Source organism: Nocardia sp. AB354, from assembly GCF_049538315.1.
GTDB classification, from domain to species: domain Bacteria; phylum Actinomycetota; class Actinomycetes; order Mycobacteriales; family Mycobacteriaceae; genus Nocardia; species Nocardia nova.
Map to the genome: position 1 here is coordinate 108,801 of NZ_JBMVFU010000014.1, position 19,953 is coordinate 128,753.

Genomic DNA, 19,953 nt, shown 5'->3' on the forward strand with positions numbered 1-19,953 from the left:
GTGGATATCCCTAGACTCTGTGCCGTGACTCCAGCCTCCACCGATCAGCGTCAGGGCAGTGTGTCGTCCACCACCGCCGCAGCGGCCGCGCCGAAAGCCGGCAGTACGGCGCCGGGTGCTCCCGGCGAGCGGCCCACGCTGTTGTTGCTGGACGGCCATTCCCTGGCCTACCGCGCCTTCTACGCGCTACCGGCGGAGAACTTCAAAACCGTCACCGGGCAGACCACCAACGCCGTCTACGGCTTCACCGCCATGCTGATCAACCTGCTGCGCGACGAACGGCCCACCCATGTGGCGGCCGCGTTCGACGTCAGCCGGAAGACCTTCCGGGTCGAGGCCTATCCGGAGTACAAGGCCAACCGCATCACCACCCCCGACGAATTCCGCGGTCAGGTGGAGATCACCCAGGAGGTGCTGGGCGCGCTCGGCATCCCGGTGATGGCCATCGAAGGCTACGAGGCCGACGACATCATCGCCACCCTCGCGACTCAGGCTGTGCCGCAAGGCTTCCGGGTGCTCATCGTCACCGGCGACCGGGATTCGCTGCAGCTGGTCAACCCCGACGTCACTGTGCTGTACCCGAAGAAGGGCGTCTCCGAACTCACCCGTTTCACGCCGGAGGCGGTCGAGGAGAAGTACGGCCTGACCCCCGCCCAGTACCCGGATTTCGCGGCCCTGCGCGGCGACCCGAGCGACAACCTGCCCGGCATCCCGGGTGTGGGGGAGAAGACCGCCACCAAGTGGATTCGCGAATTCGGCGATCTGCCCACCCTGGTCGAGCGGGTCGACGAGGTGCGCGGCAAGGTCGGCGACGCCCTGCGCGCGAACCTGTCCAGTGTGGTGCTCAACCGGCAGCTCACCGAGATGGTCAAGGATGTTCCGCTGCCGTACACCCCGGAGCAGCTGGCGCAGCAGCCGTGGGACCGCGACAAGATCCACCGCCTGTTCGACGATCTCGAATTCCGGGTGCTGCGGGACCGGCTGTTCGAGACGCTGGCGCCGCCGGAGCCGGAGGCCGAGAGCGGTTTCGAGATCAGCGGCGGTCCGGTCGCGCCCGGCGCCGTCGCCGACTGGCTCACCGAACACGCGAAAGCCGGTGTGCGCCACGGTGTGTCGATCGTGGGCACGACCACGCCCGTACAGGGGGATGTGAAGGCGATCGCGATCGCCGCCGCCGACGGGGAGGGTGGCTACTTCGACGTGGTCGCGCTGACCCCGGAGGACGAGCTCGCCCTCGGCCGCTGGCTCGCCGACGCCGGCACCCCGAAGGCGGTGCACGAGGCCAAGGCCGCCATCCACGCTCTGCGCGGGCGCGGCTGGCGGCTGGCGGGGCTCACCAGCGATACCGCGCTCGCGGCCTATCTGGTCCGCCCCGGGCAGCGCACCTTCAACCTCGACGATCTGTCGCTGCGGTACCTGTCGCGGGAGTTGCGGGTCGAAGCCGCCGAGGACGCCCAGCTGTCGCTGCTCGACGACGAAGACCAGGTCGACACCGAACTGGCCCAGGCCGAGATCCTGCGCGCCCGCGCGGTGGTAGATCTGGCCGAGGCGTTCGATGCCGAACTCGACCGCATCGAATCCGTGCCGCTGCTCACCGAGATGGAACTGCCGCTACTGGGCGTGCTGGCCGAACTCGAGCACGCCGGCATCGCTGTCGACTGCGACAAACTGGACGAGTTGCAGCGCGAATTCGCCGACCGGGTGGCCTCGGCCGCGGAGGCGGCCTACGAGGTGATCGGTGAGCAGATCAACCTCGGTTCGCCGAAGCAGCTGCAGGTGGTGCTGTTCGACAAACTGGATATGCCCAAGACGAAGCGGACCAAGACCGGTTACACCACCGATGCCGACGCGCTCGAGTCGCTGTTCGAGAAGACCCAGCATCCCTTCCTCGAACATCTGCTCGCGCACCGCGACGCCACCCGCCTCAAGGTCACCGTGGACGGGTTGCTGAAGTCGGTGGCCGACGACGGCCGCATCCACACCACGTTCAACCAGACCATCGCCGCCACCGGCCGGTTGTCCTCGACCGAGCCCAATCTCCAGAACATCCCGATCCGCACCGACACCGGCCGGCGCATCCGCGACACCTTCGTCGTCGGCCCCGGCTACGAGTCGCTGATGACGGCGGACTACAGCCAGATCGAGATGCGGATCATGGCGCACCTGTCCAAGGACGCGGGGCTGATCGAGGCGTTCAACTCCGGCGAGGACCTGCACAGCTTCGTCGCGTCCAAGGCGTTCGACATCCCGATCGCCGACGTGCACCCGGAGATGCGCCGCCGCATCAAGGCGATGTCCTACGGTCTGGCCTACGGCCTGTCCGCCTACGGACTCTCGCAGCAGCTGCGGATCAGCGCCGAAGAGGCGAAGGCGCAGATGGAGGTCTACTTCTCCCGCTTCGGCGCGATTCGCGACTACCTGCGCGACGCCGTGGATCAGGCGCGCAAGGTGGGCTACACCGAGACGCTGTTCGGCCGCCGCCGCTACCTGCCCGATCTGGATTCCAGCAATCGCCAGCGCCGCGAGGCCGCCGAGCGGATGGCGCTCAACGCGCCCATCCAGGGCACCGCCGCCGACATCATCAAGGTCGCGATGATCAACACCCAGGCCGCCATCGCCGAGGCCGGGCTACGTTCGCGCATGCTGCTGCAGATCCACGACGAACTCGTCTTCGAAGTCGCGTCCGGTGAGCGGGAGGCGCTGGAATCGCTTGCCCGCGAACAGATGTCGAGCGCCATCGACCTTTCGGTACCGCTCGAGGTCTCCGTCGGCGTCGGCCGCAGCTGGGACTCGGCCGCCCACTGACCGGGGCGCCGAAGGCTCCGGCCGGCCCGGTCTCGCGCGGCGTATGGAGCCACAGACGGGGATGTGCCGCGCACGGTGCCGGAAATCGCTCCCGGGCGGTCGGCGCGCGGTCGACCGGCCGCATCGTAGGGTGGCGCGATGGGTGCAGTGGATTGGGATCACAACGCCTTCTACCACCGGACGCTGCTGCGGCAGCTGCCGCGGCGCTGTGAGCGGATCCTCGAAGTCGGTTGCGGGGCAGGCGCTTTGGCGGTCGAGCTGGCGCGGCGTGCCGACCGGGTCGACGCGGTGGACCGCTCGCCGGAGATGATCGAGGCGGCCCGCGATGTCGTCCCGGGCAACGTCGAATGCACCCGAGCCGACATTCTCGAGTACCCGCTGCCGGAAGCCGCCTACGACGCCGTCGTGTCGCTCACCACGCTCCATCACCTGCCCCTGGAACGGGTGCTGCCGCGGCTCGCGCACACGCTGCGGCCGGGCGGGGTGCTCGCGGTGATCGCGCTGCCGCGGGCCGATCCGCTGCGTGAACTGCCCGCGGAGATCGCGGGCGTACTCGGCCATCGCCTCTTCGGTGCGACGTTCGCGATGCTGCGTGCCACGGGCCGCGGCGCCTGGTACGCGCACCAACCCACGCATGCGGTGATGCCGGTCGTGCTCGATCCGCCACTGACCACGCGCGAGGTCGCGCGCCGGGCGGGCGGCATCCTGCCGGGCGCGCGCGTGCGGCGGCTGGTGTTCTGGCGCTATCTGTTGCGGTGGGACAAACCCGGGCAAACTCGGTGACGACACGCCGACCATGTCCGGGGCGCATCCTGTGCACCCGCTGTGGCCTGCATGAATGCGGCGTTCACCACGGCACTGTCCGTTGGGATGCCGTTCACTCGAAAATGTGACGAAGTTACTCGTTGGTTCCGCCGCAATATTGTTGCCATCGACGCGGTGAGTCCATATTCTCGAAGCCGTGCCGAATCCCGCCGCAAGCCACAGCGCCGCGCGCAACGTCGCCGACCGCGACCGCGTGGTGCTCCTTCCGCTTACCGCGATGGTGGCTGCGGCGCGACTTCTCGTAGTACCTCGCCGTAGCGGGAGCTGATTCGGACCGGCCCCCTCGCTGCGGCCGTTACAAGTGTTTGCGCTGGTCCCCTCTGTCATCCGACCAACGACAAAGCTTCGGGAAGACCTAGTCCAATGACGATCACTATCGATACACATGCCTTCATCGCGGCCGCGCCCAAGGGGCTGCGCGCCGAATCCGCCGACCTGACGCCCGCGGAGTTCTACGACCGCTACTGCGCGCACACCGGCCCGGTCAAGCTCAGCGACTGGGCGCGGGCCGAACAGCGGGCGACCTACACCGCGACCATCGAACTGGCCGGACATGCGCGGACCGTGGTGTCCGCGGGCAGCCCGGTCGCCGCGCTGACCTCGGCGCTCTACGACGAGGGCTACCCGGTGGAGATTCTGCAGTTCCACCAGCGGCGTACCGGCGCCGGCACGGCCACCTTCGTGCAGTGCGAATGCAACGGCCGCCGAGGCTGGGGCGCCGCGCTCGCCGGAGACGGGCCGGAGTCGACCGTTCGGGCCATGATCGCCGGCATCAACAAACTCGGGAACTGAGCCGGTTCGGCAACCGAGCCGACACGCGAAAACCACAGTGCCGCATCCCCTTTCGTGAAGAATCGGGATGCGGCACCGGTTCGTGCGGGTCAGCCCTGCTGCTGTTCGGCGAGCTGCTTGCGCACCTCTTCCATATCGAGCGCCTTCACCTGGGAGACCAGATCTTCCAGCGCGGCCGGCGGCAGTGCGCCGGGCTGCGCGAAGACCAGGACACCCTCGCGGAAGGCCATGATCGTGGGGATGGAGCGGATGTTGGCAGCGGCGGCGAGGCTCTGCTCGGCCTCGGTGTCGACCTTGCCGTGGACGACATCGGGATGCTGTTCCGAGGATGCCTCGAAGGTGGGCGCGAACGCCTTGCAGGGCCCGCACCAATCGGCCCAGAAATCGACGAGGACGACGTCGTTTCCGGTCACAATCTCGTCGAAGTTCTGCGCGGTCAGGGTCTGGGTGGCCATGACTTCCTCTCGTGTCGTTGTATGCGGTGCAACGCGGGACGTTGGGCATATCTTCCGCGCGGCCGGCGTCCGCGGCTCAACCGTGGACCCCACCCCCTGGGGCGATCGGCCACTCGATCCGCCGATCACCGTCCCACCGCCGAATACCCACCACGGTAGCCGCAAAATCCCGCTCGGCGGCCACCGCGTCGATCGCCGCGGGCCAGTGCTCCGGTTTCAGCCGCCGTGCCAGCGTGATGTGCGGGGTCCACGCGTCCGGGCACATGTTCGCCGGAACGCCGGGGCACGCGTCGACGACCGCCGCGATGCGCCGTTGCATCGTCAGCAGGTCCTCGGTGGGCACCACCAGCCGTACCAGAATCGGATGGCGGGCGCCGAATATCAGCAGCCCGCCCAGTCGGATCGGGAGCGGCCGGAACGGCAGGGCGGCCAGCGTCTTGTCCATCCGGGGCCAGATCTCGCGGGCGACCGCGACGGTGATGTGCGGCCGGTGTTCCGGTGTGGGACTGTGCATTCCGGCCGTGGCCAGCGCACCCCACTGCCGGCGGACCTCGGCCTCCGCCGCCTCGTCGAGTACCAGTTCCACCGACTGCACCATGGTTCAGGCCAACTTACGCGCGCGGGACGGGCCCGGTGCGCCGATTACGTGAGTTGCCGGGCAGGCCGGGCCCGCGGTCGGCTCGGTGACCCGGCACCCAATAGGGTGAGCCGGTGTGCCGGGCCACGGACCGGCCGGGACGGGGTGGTGCGAGTAGAGGAGTGAGCGCGGTGGATGCGCGGCGGGTGGTGCGGCTCGGGCTGATCGAGGGCGACGGCATCGGGCCGGAGGTGGTGCGGGCGACCCGGGCCGTGGTGGACGAGGCTCTCACCGCGGCCGGTGCGGCGACGCCGGAATGGGTCGAGCTGCCGATCGGGCATGCGGCCATCGCCGAATGCGGGGAACCGCTGCCGGAGACCACGCTGTCGGTCCTCGCCGATCTCGATGCCTGGATCCTCGGTCCGCACGACAACGCCTCCTACGCGCCGCATCACCGCATCGGGGCCCCGCCGGGCGGGGCGATCCGCAAACGCTTCGGCCTGTACGCGAATATCCGCCCGGCCCGGGCCTTTCCGGGCGTGCGGGCGGCGGCGAAGGACATCGATCTGGTGATCGTGCGCGAGAACAGCGAGGGCTTCTACGCCGACCGCAACATGTTCGCCGGTTCGGGCGAATTCCGGCCCACCGCCGATGTGGCGATGGCCGTGGCCGTGATCACCCGGGCCGCCTGTGAACGCATCGCGCATCAGGCCTGCACGCTCGCGGCAGCGCGGCGCGGCCGGTTGACGATCGTGCACAAGGCGAATGTGCTGCCGATGACGATGGGACTGTTCCGCGAGGTCTGCGCGGAGGTGGCCGCGGGATATTCCGGAATCGAGGTCGACGACGAACACGTCGACGCCGCCGCGGCCCACCTGGTTCGCGCGCCCGGTGACTACGACGTGCTGGTGACCGAGAACCTGTTCGGCGACATCCTCTCCGACCTCGCGGGGGAACTCGCCGGGTCACTGGGCTTGGCGGCCTCGCTGAACTGCTCGGACGACAAGGCGATGGCTCAGGCGGTGCACGGCGCGGCTCCGACGCTGGCGGGGCGCAACCGGGCGAATCCGGGCGCACTGCAACTGTCGGCCGCAATGCTGTTGCGCTGGCTGGGCACCCGCGACGGCGATCCGGCGCTGCTGGGCGCCGCCGACCGGATCGAGCGCGCGGTGGCGGCGACCCTGGCGGCCGGTATCGCCACCGCCGACCTCGGCGGACTGGCCTCGACCAGTGAATTCACCGAGCAGGTCCGGGCTCGCGTGCATCGCCGGTGAATCGGCGTGTACCCCTGCCGCCGGTCGTGGCGCGCATTAACCTTCGGTAACCGACCGGCGCATCTCGTGCCGATCGCCTAGATTTTCGAATGGCTGCATTGCTACACGGCGACCCGCTCACGGTGGCGGGTCGCGCGAATACGGAGGGCCGCGTGTCAGTTCGACTCGGCGCCCGCGGGTACATCCTGCGAGCCGCGTGCGTGATCGTCGGTGCGGCGGTGCTGGCAGCGGGATGCGCGGACAACACCGAGGACGAATCGCCCAAGGTGCCCAAGGTGCCGGTGACGAAGGTCGAATCGATCGCCGCGCAGCTGCCGCCGAAGATCGCGCGGGCGGGACGGCTCGTGGTCGGTGTGAACGTGCCGTACCAGCCCAACGAGTACCGGGACCCGCACACCGGACAGATCATCGGATTCGACGTCGATCTGATGGATGCGGTCACCGCTGTGCTCGGTGTGCGCGCCGACTACCAGGAAGCCGACTTCGAGAAGATCATCCCCGCGATCGAGGCCGGCACCGTCGACGTGGGAATGTCGTCGTTCACCGACAACCTGACGCGGGAGAAGACCGTCGACTTCGTCGACTACTTCTCCGCCGGCATTCAGTGGGCACAGCGCAAGGGCCGTCCGATCGATCCGAACGACGCCTGCGGCAAGAAGGTCGCGGTGCAGCGCACCACGACCGAGGACATCGACGAGATCCCCGCGAAATCGAAGGCCTGCGCCGATGCCGGCAAGCCCGAGATCCACAAGATGTCCTACGACGAACAGAGTGCGGCCGCCACCGCCCTGGTCCTCGGCCAGGTCGACGCCATGTCCGCCGATTCCCCGGTCACCGCGTATGCGATCAAGCGCAATCCCGACACCATCGAGGCTGCGGGCCCGGTCTTCGAGGCCGAACCCTACGGCTGGCCGGTACCGAAGGGTTCGCCGCTGGCCCCGGTACTGCAAGCGGCGCTGCAGCATCTGATCGATTCCGGCGTCTACCGCACCATCGCCGAGAACTGGGGCGTGGAGGCCGGTGCGATCACCACCTCGGTCATCAACGGTGCGAAAGGCTGAGTGCACATGTCCGCGCAACCCCCCGCCGTCTCGCAGGCCGGGCCGCCCGAGGCGTCCATGCCGGAGCCGATCGAGGCCGTACCGCTGCGGCGGCCCGGGCGCTGGATCGCCGCGGCGATCCTGCTGATCCTGCTCGGGCTGTTCGTCTACGGCGCCGCCACCAACCCGGCCTATCGCTGGGACACCTACTGGAAGTATCTGTTCGATCGGCGGATTTCCGAGGGGGCGGTGGTCACTCTCGAACTGACCGTGCTGGCGATGGCGATCGGCGTGATTCTCGGCGTGATCCTCGCGGTGATGCGGCTGTCGCCGAATCCGGTGCTGCGGTCGGTGTCGTGGGTGTATCTGTGGATCTTCCGCGGCACCCCGGTATACATCCAACTCGTCTTCTGGGGCCTCTTCCCGGCGCTGTACAAATCGATTCAGCTCGGAATCCCGTTCGGCGGGCCCAGTTTCGTGCAGTGGGATGTGCAGGACTGGTCGCAGCCGTTCATCTTCGCCATGATCGGCCTGGGCCTGAACGAGGCCGCCTACATGGCCGAGATCGTGCGTGCCGGAGTCAATTCGGTGGGTGAGGGGCAGCGCGAGGCGTCGGTGGCGCTCGGCATGTCGTGGGGACAGACCATGCGGCGCACGGTGCTGCCGCAGGCGATGCGGGTGATCATCCCGCCCACCGGCAACGAGCTGATCTCCATGTTGAAGACCACCTCACTGGTCACCGCGATCCCGCTGACCACCGATCTGTACGGCCGCGCCCGCGATATCTACGGCATCAACTTCCAGCCGATTCCGCTGCTGCTGGTCAGCGCGACCTGGTATCTGGCGATCACCAGTGTGCTGATGGTCGGCCAGTTCTATCTCGAGCGGTACTACTCGCGCGGGGTGACGCGGCAGTTGACCGGCCGGCAGCTGCGCGCACTGGCCACCACCCAGCAGACGACGGAGGTCGGCAAATGAGCAGCGCCTTGGCGGCCCCGGCCGATGTTCCGATGATCCGGGCCGAGCGGGTATGCAAGAACTTCGGTGCGTTGCAGGTGTTGCAGGGAGTGTCGCTCGAGGTCGCGCGCGGGCAGGTGATGTGCCTGATCGGCCCGTCCGGATCCGGCAAATCGACCTTTCTGCGTTGCATCAACCATTTGGAACGGGTGAACGCCGGGCGCCTCTACGTCGACGGCGATCTGGTCGGCTATCGCGAGCGCGGGGGCAAACTCTACGAACTGCGTCCGCGGGAGTCGGCTCGCCAGCGCCGCGACGTCGGCATGGTGTTCCAGCACTTCAATCTGTTTCCCCATCGCACCGCGCTGGCGAATGTCATCGAGGCGCCGATCCATGTGAAGAAGCTCTCCCGCGCCAAGGCGGTCGCCCGGGCGCGGGAACTTCTCGATCGAGTCGGCTTGGCGGACAAGGCCGATGCCTATCCGGCGCAGCTGTCGGGCGGCCAGCAGCAGCGGGTCGCGATCGCCCGCGCCCTGGCGATGGATCCGAAGCTGATGCTGTTCGACGAGCCCACCTCGGCCCTGGATCCCGAGCTGGTCGGCGAAGTCCTCACGGTCATGCGCGAATTGGCGCAATCGGGCATGACGATGGTGGTCGTCACGCACGAAATGGGATTCGCTCGCGAGGTCGCCGACCAGCTGGTGTTCATGGACGGGGGCGTGGTGGTGGAGGCCGGAGATCCGCGCGAGGTGCTGGCGAATCCGCAACACGAGCGAACCCAGGCCTTCCTGTCCCGCATACTGTAGAACGCGATCGAGGCTCAGTTCTCGTCGAACGCCGTTGCGCGCGAGACCTTTTCCCATTCGCGGATCTCGGCGCGCACGGAGTCGAGGTGTCCGAGCAGCGTGTCGACCGAATCGCTGCCCAGCGGCAGCCGCAACGGGGTGCGCTCAGCCTCGAGTGCGGCGCGGATGGCGGCTGCGGCCTTGACCGGGTCGCCGGGCTGGGTGCCGTCGCCGCCCTCGATCATGCGGCGGGTCTTGCCCGCGGTGTCGGCGTAGACATCGGATTCGGCGCTGAAATAGGCTGCGCCGGAACCGAACAGGCCGGTGCGGAAGGCGCCCGGCTCCACGACGAGCACCCGGATGCCGAACGGCGCCACCTCGTCGGCCAGCGCCTCCGACAACCCTTCCAGCGCGAATTTGGTTGCGCTGTAGGCGGAGAAGCCGGCGAACGACATCTGGCCGCCCACACTGCTCATCATGACGATCGCCCCGCTGCCCTGGGCGCGCATCTGCGGCAGGACGGCGCGGGTGAGCGCGGCGGGACCGAAGACGTGCAGGTCGAACAGGTCCCGCAACTCCCGGTCGGTGGTTTCCTCCACCGCGCCGACCTGGGTGCGTCCGGCATTGTTGACCAGCACGTCGATGCGGCCGTACCGGGCGATCACATCGGTGACGACCGCGTCGACGCGGGCGGTGTCGGTGACATCGAGGGCGACGGCCTCGATGCGATCGGGGTGGGCGGCGACCAGATCGTCCAGCGCGGCGGTGCGGCGGGCGACCGCGACGACGATATCGCCGGCATCGATCGCGTTCTGGGCGATCGCGCGGCCGAAACCGCTACTGGCGCCGGTGATCAGCCAGACCTTGCCTGTGCTCACGGAAACTCTCCTCGGTAGTTCGGGGTACGAGAGAAATCTTTGTCTGTCCCCAGTGGTGAAGTCCAAGGCCTTTCGCCCACCGCGTTCCCGCTCGCCAAACCCGTCCTGCGCCGATCGGGATGGTCCGATCCGTCCGCCGGACTGGGCGACGGGAGCCGCGCATGGTGGCCCCTGCCTCTTCATCGGCGCGCTGTCCTTCGGGGGCCCAGCGCGATCCGCAACTGCCCGAGCAGTACCTTCGCGGCCGGTGCCGCCGGCCGATCCGACCGCCAGACCAGGGCGAGCTGTCCGTACATCTCGGGGTCGGTGATCTCGATCATCCGGACTCCCGCGGCCTCGGCGTGGGCGGCACCGAGGGCCGGTACCACGGCGATACCCAGTCCTCCGGCGGCCAGTTGAACGAGCAGCGGCGGCGCGGCGGCCTCGAACTCGATCATCGGAGTGAATCCGGCAGCGGCACAGCAACGTTCGAGCACGCCGCGGATTCCGGTGCCTCGTGGCAGGCAGATCAGGGAGTGCTCGCGCAACTCGTCCAGTGCTATCCGGGAGCCGAACGCGTGGTCGTCGCGCGCCACGGCAGCGGCCAGGCGCGTCTCGAAGACGACGTCGGCGGCGAGGCGTTCGTCGAGTTTCTCACCGGTCAGCCCGACCAGGGCGATATCGAGTTCGCCGTGCGTCAACGCGGCGAGCATGCGGTCGGTGGTGTCCTCGGTGAGGGTGATGCCGACCTGCGGATGATCGCGGTGGAAGGCCGACAGGACCGTTGCGACGTCGAACTCCTCGGTCGCCGCCCCGGAGATCAGGCCGATGCGAACCTGCCCTCGCAACAATCCGGTGAACTCGTCGACGGTGAAGGAAACCTGTTGTGCCGCTGCCAATGCCGCCCGCGCGTGCGGCAGCACGGCGGCGCCGGCGGCGGTCAGTGTCACGGTGCGTCCCGACCGGTCGAGCAGCGGCTGACCCAATTCCCGTTCCAGCTGCCGGATCTGCGCCGAGAGACCGGGCTGGGCCAGGTGCAGCCGCTGGGCCGCCCGGGTGAAATTGGCCTCCTCGGCGACGGTGACGAAGTAGCGCAGCTGCCGCAGTTCCATAACTACCGATTCTAGTATCGAGAAGAACTATCTGTTTTACTTCTCATCTGCCCGGCGGCAGAGTTCAGGACATGACGAACTCGAACTTCCCCGCCGAACTGCCCACTGTCACCGGCCCGGTATTCCGTCCGGGTGACGACGGCTACGACGCCGAGGTCTCCGGCTTCCAGACCGCGTATACGCACCGGCCCGATCTGGTCGTCGGTGCGCTCCACGCCGAGGATGTGCGCGCGGCCGTGGAATTCGCCGCCCGGCACCGGCTGCCCGTTGCCGTGCAAGCGACGGGGCACGGGCTCTCGGTGCCGGCCGACGGTGGTGTGCTGATCAGTACGCGCCGGATGACCCGGGTGCGCGTCGATCCGGGCGCCCGCACCGCCTGGGTGGCCGCCGGCGTGCAGGCCGAGGCGCTGATCGCCGCGGCGGTCGCGCACGGTCTGGCGCCGCTGAACGGTTCCTCGCCCTCGGTCGGCGTGATCGGTTATCACCTGGGCGGCGGGCTCGGCATTCTGGCGCGCACCTTCGGCTACGCCGCCGACCGGGTCCGCGTCCTGGAACTGGTGACGGCAGACGGCCGGTTGCGCCGCCTCACCCCGGGCGACGAATTGTTCAGCGCCGCACTGGGTTCGGGCGGCAACTTCGGTGTGGTCACCGGCATGGAAATCGAACTGTTCCCGATCGCCGAGGTCTACGGCGGAAAGCTCACCTTCGACACCCCGCTGGTGGAACCCGCCCTCGAGGCGTGGCGGCAGTGGACCGCCGAGGTCCCCGAGGAGATGACCTCGGCGATCACCATGATGACGATGCCCGATGTCGCGGCGATTCCGGAACCGCTGCGCGGGCGCTATCTGGCCACCGTCAACATCGCCTTCACCGGGTCGGCCGCCGACGGTGAGCGGCTGGTCCGGCCACTGCGCGAGGTGGGCGCCCGGATCGCCGACGACCTGCGAACGATGCCCTACATCGACACCCACGGCATCTACCGCGACCCGAATTTCCCGCACGCCTATACCGCGACCAACGCGCTGCTGGCGGATCTGACCGCGGACGCGGCCTCGGCCTTCCTCGATGTCACCGGCCCCGAGGCGCCGGTCGCGGCGGTGGCGGGCTTCCGGCATCTCGGGGGAGCGCTGCGCCGCCCGGGTCCGGCGGGGATCGCGATGGATCACCGGGAGGCCGAATACAACGCGCGCGTCATCACGATGCCGAACTCGGACGGCCCGGATCCGCGGGGCTACCACGATCTGGTCGCGAAGACGTTGGCGCCGTGGACGATCGGCCACAACCTGAACTTCCTCTACGGCGCCGGAGGGTGGGCCGATGAGAACCAGACCCGGGCCGGGTACTCGGCGCGGACCTATGCGCGGTTGCGGGCGCTGAAGTCCGAGTACGACCCGGCCAACCTGTTCCGTTTCAACCGCAACATCCGGCCCGCCTGAGCGGAGTCCGCCGATTGGACCCCTGGCGTCCGGGATATCTCTGCGCTATCGTCGTGATATCACTTCAATATTGGGAGGATGTCATGTCGCTGCGTCCGGCCTTCCGGCTGAACGGGTTCTTGATGCTGTTGGTGCTGCTGGTGGTCGGCACCGCCGGACTGATCGGCGGGGTCGCCGCCTCCAGCGCCGCCGGTTCGGGCGGGGGCGCCGGTGCGGCGATCGGCGCGGCCGCGGGATACGTGATCTTCGCGGTCGCGGTGATCCTGCTGACCGGGCTCACCACGGTCGGCCCGAACGAGGCCAAGGTGCTGCAGTTCTTCGGCCGCTACGTCGGATCGGTCGCCGACGCCGGCTTCTTCTGGGCCCTCCCGCTGACCACCAAACGGCGAATCTCGCTGCGGGTCCGTAATTTCGAGACGCAGAAGTTGAAGGTCAACGATTTCGACGGCAATCCGGTGGAGATCGCGGCCGTGGTGGTCTACCGGGTCGTGGACAGCTTCAAGTCCGCCTTCGCCGTCGACGACTACGAGGAGTACGTGCAGACCCAGTCCGAGGCCGCGGTCCGGCACCTGGCCACGGTGCACCCCTACGACGCCGCCCCGGACGTGGTGCCCGCGGCCGTGGCGATGACGCCCGCTCTCGCGGGCGCCGACGACCCGGCCCCGACCAGTCTGCGCAACGGCGCCGAGGTCGCCGAGGAACTGACCACCGAACTGCGCGAACGTACCGCGCTCGCGGGTATCGAGATTCTCGAAGCGCGGATCACGCACCTGGCGTACGCGCCGGAGATCGCCCAGTCGATGCTGGTCCGCCAGCAGGCCGCACAGGTGGTGGCCGCGCGCAGCCGCATCGTCGAGGGTGCGGTCGGCATGGTGGGCATGGCGCTGCAACGGCTGACCGAGGAGGGAATGGTCGACCTGGACGAGGAACGGCGGGCCTCGATGGTGTCGAATCTGCTGGTGGTGCTGTGCGGTGATCGATCCGCCCAGCCCGTCGTCAACACCGGAACGCTCTACTCCTGATGGCCAAGCGCGAGCCCAAGAAGGTGCTCGTCCGGCTCGATCCGGCCGTCCACGAGGCGATAGCCAAGTGGGCGGCCGACGACCTGCGCAGCATCAACGCTCAGATCGAGTTCGCTCTGCGGATGGCGCTCGATCAGGTGGGGCGCTCCCCGCGGCGGTCCGGGGAGACCCCCGAATGAAAACAAACCTGACACCCGTTTCGTCCGATATTTATTACCAGGTGGTCACGCCTTGAACACAAAACGCCCCAGGAAGTGCGAAAAGGTCACAGATGGGTAGCTTGGTTGCGTGCCAATCGTGTTCGAAACCGGGGGACTGCAGCAGCTTGACCAGACCACGTGGGGGAATCCGGCCACCCGTGACATCATCACGCTGAGCTATATCGATCTGGTACCGGACTTACCCGCCCCGCTGGCCGACATCGACACATTGCGCCGCCGCCTCACCGAACTGCAGGCCGAGTTCGGCTGCCTGATCGAGGCACATGCCATCACCGTGGATTCCCAGCCGGCCCTGCTGCGCCTGGAGAAGTTCCCGCTGGCCGATCCGGCGTCCGGACTGGGCTTCACCGCCGGAATCGTCGTGCCCAAGGCCGGATGCAGCGCGATCGTGAAGATCATGTGTCCCGAAACCGGCCGCTCCGGCGTCCGGGAGGCCGCGGTCGTGCCGAAGGTCGGCTTCGCGAACATGTTCCCGCCGCATCCGTACGCGCCCGAGGTCAAGGGCAAGCTGCCCTACAACATCGCCGACGACGCGCGCTGGGATCCGCAGTTCCCGGACCATCCGCTGACCCGCGCGCGGCGCTGGATCACCCACGTCAGCCGGACCGCACGTATCGACCCGCGGTTCGCGGCCCTGCCGCCGTTCGCGGGTCCGGCCGGCGCGGAGGCGTCGAGCGGTAAGGCGGCGCCGACCGGTAAGACACCGCCGACCGGTAAGGCGGAGTCCGCCGCCGCGCCCGGCGCGCCGGTGGCCAAACCCGATCCGGGCAAGACCACGCCCATTCCCGCGCAGAACTCGGTGTCCGACGGCAAGGCGACGGTGGCGCCGCCGCTGCCGCGGGCCGCGCGGGCTAATGCCGCGACGGCTTCTCGGTAACGAAAATGGCTGTGCCGGGGAAGATCTCACCGCGCAACGGGCTCCACTGACCCCATTCGCGCTCGAGCCACTCCGGCCATTCGGGTTCGACGATGTCGAGCAGGATCAGGCCCGCGCCGACGATGTCGCGGACCCGATCGCCGATCGTGCGGTGATGTTCGACGTAGATCGGTTCGTCGTCGGCGTCGACCTCGACGTAGGGCGTGCGGTCGAAGTAGGGGATCGTGGCGCGCAGTCCGTCCGGGCCCGGATCGTCGGGGAAGATCCACCGCATCGGGTGATTGACCGAGAACACCCAGCGCCCGCCCGGCCGCAGCACCCGGGCCACCTCCCGCATCACCCGGGCGGCATCGGCGACGAACGGGACCGCGCCGAACGCCGAACAGGCCAGATCGAACGATTCGTCCGCGAACGGCAGCGCCTCGGCACCGGCCTGCACCAGCGGCACCCGCGGTCCGCCGCGCGCCATGGCCGCGAGTCCGCGGTCGAGCATCGCCCGCGACAGATCCAGTCCGACCGGATGCGCGCCCTGGGCGGCCAGCCAGCGCGAGCACGGCGCCGATCCGCAGCCGATCTCCAGGACGCGCCGCCCGGCGACCTCGCCCAGCAGATGCCAGTCGCCCTCGTGCAACCCCTCCGGGCACCAGACGAATTCTCCGGCCTCGGAGTCGACGCCCAGGAAATCGGCGTGCGTCTCGTGGTACTGCGCGGCATCGGCATCCCACCAGCGCCGGTTGGCGCGTTCGCTGACCGCCGACCCGACGGTCGCGCGGGTCACCCGCGCGGTGCCGAGCAGGGCATTGGCCTGGGCGTGGCGCTCGTCGTCGAGGAGGGCCGGATGCGGGTCGTCGGACATGGTTCGCAGCGTATGGCACGGCCCGGTCCGCGCCCCTGCGGACGCCGTCTCCGATCCGGCCGGCCCGGGCGCGACCGGGGTGCTTACGTCTCCGCCGTGACGGGTACCACACTGTGCGGGAACGGTGTTCGGTGCCGGCCGTATGATCATGGTGCGGGCGGGGGCCCGTGTTTGCTTGGCGTAACTCACGTCGCGTACGCTGTTTCCCGCGAGTGTCTTCGGCATTTGCGTAGCCGCTGTCGGTACTGTAGCGCTCGGTACCGGGCGCAGGGGTTACGGATTTCGGAAGTCGCCCGCGGGCTGTGATTTCGCAGCCGGTGCTGTGAGTTTCTGCAGTGAGTACAGCGTTGTGCTGTGTCGCAGCGATGTGCTGTGCATGGCCGTCAACGTAGTTCCACCGCTGTGACTTCACAGCAAAACCGAGAGTTCCAATGTCCACTACCGACCACAATCCGTCCGGAGCAACCCAACATATGCCCACCACCGTCACCTCGCCGCAGGTAGCCGTCAACGACATCGGCTCCGCCGAGGACTTCCTCGCCGCCATCGACAAGACGATCAAGTACTTCAACGACGGAGATATCGTCGAAGGCACGATCGTCAAGGTCGACCGCGACGAGGTTCTGCTCGACATCGGTTACAAGACCGAAGGCGTCATCCCTTCCCGCGAACTGTCCATCAAGCACGATGTCGACCCGGCCGAGGTCGTTTCCGTGGGCGATGAGGTCGAGGCCCTCGTTCTCACCAAGGAGGACAAGGAAGGCCGCCTGATCCTGTCGAAGAAGCGGGCTCAGTACGAGCGGGCGTGGGGCACCATCGAGGAGCTCAAGGAGAAGGACGAGGCCGTCAAGGGCACCGTCATCGAGGTCGTCAAGGGTGGTCTGATCCTGGACATCGGCCTGCGTGGCTTCCTCCCGGCCTCTCTGGTCGAGATGCGCCGCGTCCGCGATCTGCAGCCGTACGTCGGCAAGGAGATCGAGGCCAAGATCATCGAGCTGGACAAGAACCGCAACAACGTGGTGCTGTCCCGCCGCGCCTGGCTGGAGCAGACCCAGTCGGAGGTTCGCAGCGAGTTCCTGCACCAGCTGCAGAAGGGCCAGGTCCGCAAGGGCGTCGTGTCCTCGATCGTCAACTTCGGTGCGTTCGTCGATCTCGGCGGCGTCGACGGTCTGGTGCACGTCTCCGAGCTGTCCTGGAAGCACATCGACCACCCGTCCGAGGTTGTCGAGGTCGGCATGGAGGTCACCGTCGAGGTTCTCGACGTCGACCTGGACCGCGAGCGCGTTTCGCTGTCGCTCAAGGCCACCCAGGAAGACCCGTGGCGCCAGTTCGCCCGCACCCACGCCATCGGCCAGATCGTGCCCGGAAAGGTCACCAAGCTGGTTCCGTTCGGTGCGTTCGTGCGCGTCGAAGAGGGCATCGAGGGCCTGGTGCACATCTCCGAGCTGGCCGAGCGCCACGTCGAGGTGCCGGACCAGGTTGTCGCCGTGGGCGACGATGCGATGGTCAAGGTCATCGACATCGACCTGGAGCGTCGCCGGATCTCGCTGTCGCTGAAGCAGGCGAACGAGGACTACCACGCCGAGTTCGACCCGTCGAAGTACGGCATGGCCGACAGCTACGACGAGCAGGGCAACTACATCTTCCCCGAGGGCTTCGACCCCGAGACCAACGAATGGCTCGAGGGCTTCGACAAGCAGCGGGAAGAGTGGGAAGGCCGTTACGCCGAGGCCGAGCGTCGCCACAAGATGCACACCGCTCAGATGGAGAAGATGGCGGCCGACGCCGCCGCCGAGGCCGCCAACGGTGGTGCCTCCGGTAACTACTCCTCCGAGAGCGGCGCGCAGAGCTCGTCCTCCAGCTCCTCGTCGGAGTCGGCCGGCGGTTCGCTGGCCAGCGACGCGCAGCTCGCCGCGCTGCGTGAGAAGCTGTCCGGCAACGCGTAATTCGCTGAGCTGAAACGAAGGCCCCGGTCCATCGGACCGGGGCCTTCGCCCATCTCCGGGCTACTCGTTCAGCCCCTCGTCACCGCGTCGATGCCGCCGGTCCATTATTCTCGGCGAGGATCTGCCACTGTCCTCTGTCAGCCGGCACGGTCTTGTCGGCCGGCACTGTCCTGTCAACCGGCACTGTTCATTTCACCGACGCGGAAGGTCTCGGCACCGGCATGGGTCTGTTCGACGGCATCAACAGGCGTGATTTTCTGGCGAAGGCCATGGCGGCCGGTGGAGCGGGGGCCCTGGCCGCCTGGGCGAATCCGATCATCGAGCGCGCACACGCGGCCGACCCGGCGGGGATGGGCGGGCTCGGCGATATCGAGCATTTCGTCCTGCTCATGCAGGAGAACCGCTCGTTCGACCACTACTTCGGAACCCTGTCCGGTGTAAGGGGTTTCGACGACCCCTCGCCGGCGTGGAAGCAGTACGGCTATGCGCCCGGCGTCGGGCCCACCGCCGACGGGTTCATCGTCCCGTTCCGGCTCGACACCACCCGTGGCGCGACCCTCGACGGTGAGTGCATCAACGATCCCGATCATTCCTGGGCCGGAATGCACGAGGCGTGGAACGGCGGCCGCAACGACCGCTGGATGCCGATGTCGGTGGCCGGCGTCGGCGCTGCCAACGGTCCGGCGGCCATGGGGTATTACACCCGCGCCGATATTCCGGTTCACCACGAGCTGGCCGATGCGTTCACCCTCTGCGACCACTACCACTGCTCGGTGCTCGGCCCGACCGACCCGAACCGGCTGTACTGGATCTCCGCCACCATCGACCCCGACGGTCTGGCCGGCGGGCCGATGGTGGAGACGCCGACGCTGATCCCGCAGAACGTCTACAGCTGGCGCACCTATCCGGAGAACCTCTCGGAGGCCGGTGTCGACTGGAAGATCTACAACAATCGCGATGTCGGACCGATCTCGTCGGTGATCCTCGACGGCATGATGGGTTGCTTCACACAGGCCGCGGACCCGAATTCCGAACTCGCCAAGCGCGGCAAGGCCCCGGTGTATCCGCAGGACTTCGCCGCGGACGTGGCCGCCGACCGGCTTCCCTCGGTGTCGTGGGTGATCCCGCCGCTGTTCAACTGCGAACATCCCGCGCTGCCACCCGCGTTGGGCGCCGTGGGCATCATGCAGGTGCTCGACATCCTCACCTCCAATCCGAAGGTGTGGGAGAAGACCGCGCTCATCGTGAGCTACGACGAGAACGGCGGCTTCTTCGATCACGTCACCCCGCCGACCCCGCCGCCCGGCACACCGGGGGAGTACTTGACGGTGGATCTCGGCAGGGTGCCGGCGGCCAAGGGGGTCGCCGGTCCGATCGGGTTGGGTTACCGCGTCCCGTGCTTCGTCATCTCCCCGTATTCACGCGGCGGGCTGGTCGCCTCGCAGACCTTCGACCACACCTCGCAATTGCGTTTGCTGGAACGTCGTTTCGGCGTGGAGGTGCCGAATGTGACCGCCTGGCGGCGCAGCGTCACCGGCGATATGACCTCGGCATTCGATTTCGGTTCGACGCCCGATTCCGTGCCGCCGCGAATTAGCGATCCGAAACCGAAATCGGATGCCGCACTCGCGCAATGTGGGCCGAATATCGCGCTCGGTACCGAGGGTAAGGGAATTCCCTATCCGGTGCCGCCGAATGCGATGCCGAGCCAGGAACCGGGCTCGCGCCGGACCCCGAGCGGCTTGGTGTGAAAAACGGGCGGCCCACCGAATCCGCGGTGGGCCGCCGAACGTTCGATGTACTGGTCAGCTCGCCGTGGCGGGAATCCAGCGGGTGACCCCGCCCCGGCTGCGCATGGCCGCGAAGCTGTGCCGCGCCGGGCTGAGCAGGGCGGTCAACCACGAACGGCGATGTTCGGCCAGTGCTGCCGCAACGGCGGGAATCCGAATGCAGTGCACGGTGCCTGCCATACCCAGCCGGTGGCGACCCGACTGGATGTTTGTGGTGCCCAATGATCTTCCTTCGCTAGCTCGGATGGCCTGGATCGCCCGCGGCGAAACAGTAGCGGAACAAAAGTGTGGGGTTGCGGATTTTGCGTGACTTCGAGCCCGGCGTG

At 68.1% G+C, this 19,953-nt stretch carries 19 protein-coding genes; 13 read left to right on the forward strand and 6 right to left on the reverse strand.

Annotated features, from left to right (window positions below; genetic code table 11):
- Positions 1 to 24 precede the first annotated feature (24 nt).
- The 3 genes from polA to ACPCUW_RS20715 all read left to right on the forward strand — a co-directional run bounded on the left by polA (position 25) and on the right by ACPCUW_RS20715 (position 4,422).
- Positions 25 to 2,805 carry a DNA polymerase I gene (gene polA, locus ACPCUW_RS20705; protein WP_423426500.1) on the forward strand — a complete coding sequence of 927 codons (2,781 nt, stop codon included), beginning with the start codon at positions 25 to 27 and terminating at the stop codon, positions 2,803 to 2,805.
- 138 nt (positions 2,806 to 2,943) lie between these two features.
- Positions 2,944 to 3,588 (forward strand): class I SAM-dependent methyltransferase, encoded by a 645-nt coding sequence (locus ACPCUW_RS20710; protein WP_423426502.1) that lies wholly within the window; start codon positions 2,944 to 2,946, stop codon positions 3,586 to 3,588.
- A 405-nt stretch (positions 3,589 to 3,993) separates the two neighbouring features.
- Positions 3,994 to 4,422 carry an alpha-isopropylmalate synthase regulatory domain-containing protein gene (locus ACPCUW_RS20715; protein ID WP_063013019.1) on the forward strand — a complete coding sequence of 143 codons (429 nt, stop codon included), beginning with the start codon at positions 3,994 to 3,996 and terminating at the stop codon, positions 4,420 to 4,422.
- An 89-nt stretch (positions 4,423 to 4,511) separates the two neighbouring features.
- Here ACPCUW_RS20715 and trxA read toward each other — a convergent pair whose 3' ends face one another.
- Both trxA and ACPCUW_RS20725 read right to left on the reverse strand, forming a co-directional pair.
- A complete protein-coding gene (gene trxA / locus ACPCUW_RS20720) occupies positions 4,512 to 4,877 on the reverse strand; it encodes a thioredoxin (protein ID WP_030514619.1) in 366 nt (121 codons plus the stop codon).
- Between the two features lie 76 nt (positions 4,878 to 4,953).
- The gene (locus ACPCUW_RS20725; RefSeq protein WP_423426504.1) at positions 4,954 to 5,463 is read right to left on the reverse strand and encodes a 2'-5' RNA ligase family protein; all 510 of its coding nucleotides are present in this window, start codon (positions 5,461 to 5,463) and stop codon (positions 4,954 to 4,956) included.
- A gap of 173 nt (positions 5,464 to 5,636) precedes the next feature.
- On the opposite strand from ACPCUW_RS20725, the gene ACPCUW_RS20730 reads away from it, so the two are divergent.
- From ACPCUW_RS20730 to ACPCUW_RS20745, 4 genes are all read left to right on the forward strand, one after another.
- A complete protein-coding gene (locus ACPCUW_RS20730) occupies positions 5,637 to 6,728 on the forward strand; it encodes an isocitrate/isopropylmalate dehydrogenase family protein (protein ID WP_423426505.1) in 1,092 nt (363 codons plus the stop codon).
- Between the two features lie 152 nt (positions 6,729 to 6,880).
- Positions 6,881 to 7,789, forward strand: coding sequence for an ABC transporter substrate-binding protein (locus tag ACPCUW_RS20735; RefSeq protein ID WP_423426507.1), 909 nt, complete (start codon positions 6,881 to 6,883; stop codon positions 7,787 to 7,789).
- Positions 7,790 to 7,795: 6 nt separating this feature from the next.
- Positions 7,796 to 8,746: an amino acid ABC transporter permease gene (locus tag ACPCUW_RS20740; RefSeq protein ID WP_063013085.1), complete on the forward strand. Its 951-nt coding sequence runs from the start codon at positions 7,796 to 7,798 to the stop codon at positions 8,744 to 8,746.
- Positions 8,743 to 9,531, forward strand: a complete 789-nt coding sequence (locus tag ACPCUW_RS20745; RefSeq protein ID WP_423426509.1) for an amino acid ABC transporter ATP-binding protein — start codon at positions 8,743 to 8,745, stop codon at positions 9,529 to 9,531. Before ACPCUW_RS20740 ends, ACPCUW_RS20745 begins: the two co-directional genes overlap by 4 nt.
- A 14-nt stretch (positions 9,532 to 9,545) precedes the next feature.
- Here ACPCUW_RS20745 and ACPCUW_RS20750 read toward each other — a convergent pair whose 3' ends face one another.
- Entirely contained in the window at positions 9,546 to 10,388 is an 843-nt protein-coding gene (locus ACPCUW_RS20750) for an oxidoreductase (protein WP_305779698.1), read from the reverse strand.
- A gap of 179 nt (positions 10,389 to 10,567) precedes the next feature.
- On the reverse strand, positions 10,568 to 11,479 hold the full coding sequence (locus ACPCUW_RS20755; RefSeq protein WP_423426512.1) for a LysR family transcriptional regulator: 912 nt from the start codon (positions 11,477 to 11,479) through the stop codon (positions 10,568 to 10,570).
- Between the two features lie 71 nt (positions 11,480 to 11,550).
- Here ACPCUW_RS20755 and ACPCUW_RS20760 point away from each other — a divergent pair, with 71 nt between their 5' ends.
- The 4 genes from ACPCUW_RS20760 to ACPCUW_RS20775 all read left to right on the forward strand — a co-directional run bounded on the left by ACPCUW_RS20760 (position 11,551) and on the right by ACPCUW_RS20775 (position 15,035).
- On the forward strand, positions 11,551 to 12,915 hold the full coding sequence (locus ACPCUW_RS20760) for an FAD-binding oxidoreductase (RefSeq protein WP_423426514.1): 1,365 nt from the start codon (positions 11,551 to 11,553) through the stop codon (positions 12,913 to 12,915).
- An 83-nt stretch (positions 12,916 to 12,998) separates the two neighbouring features.
- Entirely contained in the window at positions 12,999 to 13,937 is a 939-nt protein-coding gene (locus ACPCUW_RS20765; RefSeq protein ID WP_064904635.1) for an SPFH domain-containing protein, read from the forward strand.
- Entirely contained in the window at positions 13,937 to 14,116 is a 180-nt protein-coding gene (locus ACPCUW_RS20770) for a hypothetical protein (RefSeq protein WP_030514608.1), read from the forward strand. Before ACPCUW_RS20765 ends, ACPCUW_RS20770 begins: the two co-directional genes overlap by 1 nt.
- Positions 14,117 to 14,225: 109 nt before the next feature.
- On the forward strand, positions 14,226 to 15,035 hold the full coding sequence (locus tag ACPCUW_RS20775) for a hypothetical protein (RefSeq protein ID WP_305779695.1): 810 nt from the start codon (positions 14,226 to 14,228) through the stop codon (positions 15,033 to 15,035).
- Here ACPCUW_RS20775 and ACPCUW_RS20780 read toward each other — a convergent pair.
- Positions 15,010 to 15,891 carry a class I SAM-dependent methyltransferase gene (locus ACPCUW_RS20780; protein ID WP_063013037.1) on the reverse strand — a complete coding sequence of 294 codons (882 nt, stop codon included), beginning with the start codon at positions 15,889 to 15,891 and terminating at the stop codon, positions 15,010 to 15,012. The genes ACPCUW_RS20775 and ACPCUW_RS20780 overlap by 26 nt on opposite strands.
- Before the next feature lie 473 nt (positions 15,892 to 16,364).
- Between ACPCUW_RS20780 and rpsA the strand changes: the two genes are divergently transcribed.
- Both rpsA and ACPCUW_RS20790 read left to right on the forward strand, forming a co-directional pair.
- Complete coding sequence (gene rpsA / locus ACPCUW_RS20785) at positions 16,365 to 17,837, forward strand: 30S ribosomal protein S1 (RefSeq protein ID WP_030514605.1); 1,473 nt, start codon at positions 16,365 to 16,367, stop codon at positions 17,835 to 17,837.
- A gap of 221 nt (positions 17,838 to 18,058) precedes the next feature.
- The gene (locus ACPCUW_RS20790) at positions 18,059 to 19,588 is read left to right on the forward strand and encodes a phospholipase C (protein ID WP_064904694.1); all 1,530 of its coding nucleotides are present in this window, start codon (positions 18,059 to 18,061) and stop codon (positions 19,586 to 19,588) included.
- 54 nt (positions 19,589 to 19,642) lie between these two features.
- Here ACPCUW_RS20790 and ACPCUW_RS20795 read toward each other — a convergent pair whose 3' ends face one another.
- Entirely contained in the window at positions 19,643 to 19,849 is a 207-nt protein-coding gene (locus ACPCUW_RS20795) for a hypothetical protein (protein WP_146098606.1), read from the reverse strand.
- Positions 19,850 to 19,953 lie beyond the last annotated feature (104 nt).